This is a genomic window from Pseudonocardia sp. SID8383 (assembly GCF_009864975.1).
Lineage (GTDB): Bacteria > Actinomycetota > Actinomycetes > Mycobacteriales > Pseudonocardiaceae > Pseudonocardia > Pseudonocardia alni.
Window position 1 is genome coordinate 1 of the sequence record NZ_WWFY01000792.1, and the last position, 2,767, is coordinate 2,767.

The 2,767-nt window shown below is 76.7% G+C and carries 3 protein-coding genes and 1 pseudogene; 3 read left to right on the forward strand and 1 reads right to left on the reverse strand.

What is annotated here, in order from left to right; all coding sequences use genetic code 11:
• A partial coding sequence (locus GTW08_RS19535; RefSeq protein ID WP_161152341.1) for an STAS domain-containing protein occupies positions 1-256 on the forward strand: 256 nt, incomplete at its 5' end.
• Here GTW08_RS19535 and GTW08_RS19540 read toward each other — a convergent pair.
• Positions 240-1,646: an alpha/beta hydrolase gene (locus GTW08_RS19540; protein WP_346009941.1), complete on the reverse strand. Its 1,407-nt coding sequence runs from the start codon at positions 1,644-1,646 to the stop codon at positions 240-242. The genes GTW08_RS19535 and GTW08_RS19540 overlap by 17 nt on opposite strands.
• Positions 1,647-1,976: 330 nt before the next feature.
• On the opposite strand from GTW08_RS19540, the gene GTW08_RS19545 reads away from it, so the two are divergent.
• On the forward strand, positions 1,977-2,393 hold the full coding sequence (locus tag GTW08_RS19545; protein WP_161152343.1) for a hypothetical protein: 417 nt from the start codon (positions 1,977-1,979) through the stop codon (positions 2,391-2,393).
• Positions 2,390-2,767, forward strand: a pseudogene (locus GTW08_RS19550) (NAD(P)H nitroreductase); the annotation flags it as partial. The gene GTW08_RS19545 and the pseudogene GTW08_RS19550, both read left to right, overlap by 4 nt.

A 2,767-nucleotide genomic window follows, 5' to 3' on the forward strand; every position in this document is an offset into this window, starting at 1 on the left:
CCGCCTCACCCTGGCCGGCGACCTCGACCTCGCCGGGGCTGCTGAGATCCGCGACCGGCTCCTGGAGCTGGTCGCCGCCGGGCCGGTGCTCCTCGTCCTCGACGGACCGACCTACGTCGCGAGCAACGGCGCCGCCCTGCTCGCCGAGGCCGCCGACCGGGCGGGCGCCCGCGGGCACCGGCTGCGGGTCGAGGTGCCGCCGGGCCCGGCGCGGCACGCGCTGGAGCTCTCCGGGCTGCTCACGCTCCTGGGGTGAGGGCCCGTCGGCCCGGCACACAGCTGCCTGACGAGCCGCCGCGAGCGGGGCAGCGGCAGACCACGTCGTCGGGCGGGAGTGTCCCGTCCACCAGGTACGACGTCGTGACCCCCAGCGCGCACGGGGTGTCCCCGACGCCGGCGTAGACGCCGTGGCCGCTCCCGTTCTCGACGACGAGCCGGGCCCGGTCGCCGAACTTCTCCCGGAGGAGCTCACCGCCGCGCAGCGGGGTCACCGGGTCGTGGCGGTTCTGCACGACCAGCACGTTCGCCGGGCCCTCGTCGAGCACAGCGACCGGCGGCTCGGCGGGCTCGTACGGCCAGAAGGCGCAGGGCAGCACGTTCGCGCTCGCCGCGCCGTACACGGGGAACCGCTCGCGGTCCTGCGCCACCGCCCGCTGGTAGACCGCGACGTCCCGCGGCCAGGCGACGTCGTTGCAGGTGGTGGCGAGGAACGCCGAGTACGCGTTGTCCTGCGGCGACGGGCCCGGGGGCGGCGCCGGGGCGGGCGGCGCGTCGCCGGACAGCAACGACTGCCAGGCCGCGGCGGTGCTGCCGTAGAGGGTCGGGCCGTACAGACCGACGAAGGTGGCCGCCCGGAACACCCGTCCGTCGACCCCGCCCGACGGCCGGTCGTCGAGCCGCGCGGCGAGCCGGAGATAGGTCTGCCGCACCTCCTCCGGGGTGGCGCCCAGCCCGTAGGTGCCGTGCCGGTCGGCGGCCCAGCGGGCGAAGTCCCCGAAGGTCTCCTCGGCGCCGAGTGCGTAGCGGCGGATGCCGTCGGGGTCGAGGTGGGTGTCACCGACGTTGCTGTCGAGTACGACGCGGTCGGAGCGGTCGGGGAACAGGGAGGCGTAGGCCGCCCCGAGCGCCGACCCGTAGGAGAAGCCGAGGAAGCTCGCCTTCCCCTCGCCGAGCGCGGCCCGGATGCGGTCCATGTCCCGGGCGACGTTGGCGGTCGTGACGTGCCGCAGGTGCCCGTTGCGGTCGTTCGCCGCGCACCGCTGCGCCACCTCCCGCGCGACCTCGGCCGTCCGCAGGACCGCCGCGTCGTCGGCGGCGTACGGCGGGATGTTGCCGATGTAGTCCTGGTCGGTGGTGAATCCGCAGCTCACCGGGTCCGAGTGGCCGACCCCGCGGGTGTCGAACCCGATGATGTCGTAGCTGTCCTGCACGCTCGCCGGCAGACCGCGCTTCACCAGGTCGTTCGCGAACGCCAGCCCGGACCCGCCCGGACCCCCGGGGTTCAGGATCAGGATCCCGCGGCGCTTCTCCGGCTTCGTGCTCGCCAGCCGCGACACCGTGATCGTGATCTGCGCGCCGTCGGGGCTGCCGTGATCCAGCGGCACCGGGATCCGCGTGCACTGCAGCGCCACCAGCGGCGCCACCACGTCCGCGGGGCAGGGGCCCCACTCCGGCCCCGCCGCGCGGGTTCCCCCGCCCCCGCGGGTGCGGCGACCGCCGCACCGGTCAGCCCGGCCAGCAGCGCCGGCACCGTCGCCCGTAGGAGGCTCCGTCGTCCTCGCATCGTTCCCGTCCCCTCGTCGCGGTCGGGACGGACGGTAGGAACGCCGTCCGGCTCCGCACATCGATCGAACGGCCACGGCCTCCGACCGAAGTCGTAGTGCGGGACCTTCGGCAGGGCCGGGCGTGCCGCCCGGCCCTGCCCTGCACCGGGCGCCCGGCGGAGCATCGGATCGGGGACGGCGGAGGAGGTCACCATGGTCGAGGCCGGGGTGCGCGAACAGTTCACGGTGATGGTCGCGCTGGCCGGTGCCGACCGTCGGTCGCTGGACACCGCGGCCGCGATCGGTGGCGAGCTGGCGGGGCAAGGGCTGCGACCACTCCTCGTCCGGGCGGGCGACGCGGACACGCTCGCCGGGGTCGCCGGGGTCGTGCTCGTCGGGGCGTGGGGCAGGCCGTGGGCCCGCGCCGCCGCGAGCCGGTTCCTGCACCGGCACGCGACCGTGCTGCGGGTCCGTCCGCTGTGGATGGTCGACGCCGCGCCCGCCGGGGACGGGCACCCCCACCCGGTGCCGGCGTCGGATCTGGAGCTCCCGGTGCGGCTGCACACCGCCCGGACACACGGCGGGCGGGAGAGGGCGGTCGGGCCCGCCGCCGCGGCGGTGTCGCGGTGACGGCGTCGCCGGACGGGCCGGAGGTGTTGCGGCGTGCGCTCGCGGCGGCGGTGCGCGCGCCCTCGGTGCACAACACCCAGCCGTGGCGCTGGCGGGTCACGACCGACCGGCTGGAGCTGCACGCCGACCCCGACCGACGACTGCCCTACACCGACCCCGACCGGCGCGACCAGCTGGTCAGCTGCGGGTCCGCGCTGGGCTTCCTGCACGTCGCGCTCGCCGCGCTGGGGGCGGGCCACGAGGTCGTCCGGTTCCCGACCGGGGACCGGAACCACCTGGCGACGGTCCGGCTCACCGGGGCGGCCCCGGACCCCGCCGACCACACCGTCGCGGCGCTGGCCCGGGCGATCCCGCACCGGCGCACCGACCGGCGG